The following is a 407-nucleotide window of genomic DNA, read 5'->3' as shown; positions in this document are numbered from 1 at the left end:
GTTCCGGCTGGTTGCCCCGGTCTCTTCCTTCACCTTGCTCTCGCAGGCTTCCGAACCGCACCATCCTGCCAGTGTAAATCCGCGCTGCTGTTCCATGCTGCTCTTCATTTCCTCCAGCGTGTCCACCGAATAGAAATGGTCGCTCATAAACTGCTTCGCACGATCAAACATTTCCTTCTGGACCTGATCCAGCATCGTCTGAACTTCTTCAACCAGGTTGGCCTGCTGAACAACCTTCTTCTCGCCGGTAATCCGGGAGACGAGCACGCAGACGCCGTTCTCCATGTCACGTGGACCGATTTCCAGACGGACCGGAACGCCGCGCATTTCGTATTCGTTGAATTTCCATCCCGGACGAAGGTCGCTGCGGTCGTCCACGCGCACGCGGATGCCTGCCTGCTTCAGCT

General features: G+C 57.0%; 1 protein-coding gene. It reads right to left on the bottom strand.

Annotation, left to right across the window (positions count from 1 at the left end; translation table 11 throughout):
- A partial coding sequence (locus H9X96_RS22515) for a His/Gly/Thr/Pro-type tRNA ligase C-terminal domain-containing protein (RefSeq protein WP_255431219.1) occupies window positions 1-407 on the bottom strand: 407 nt, incomplete at both ends.

The organism is Pedobacter sp. N36a (assembly GCF_014472395.1).
Classification (GTDB): Bacteria; Bacteroidota; Bacteroidia; order Sphingobacteriales; family Sphingobacteriaceae; genus Pedobacter.
The sequence above is the reverse complement of the archived record's forward strand: the minus strand, read 5'-3'. Positions and strand labels throughout refer to the sequence as shown.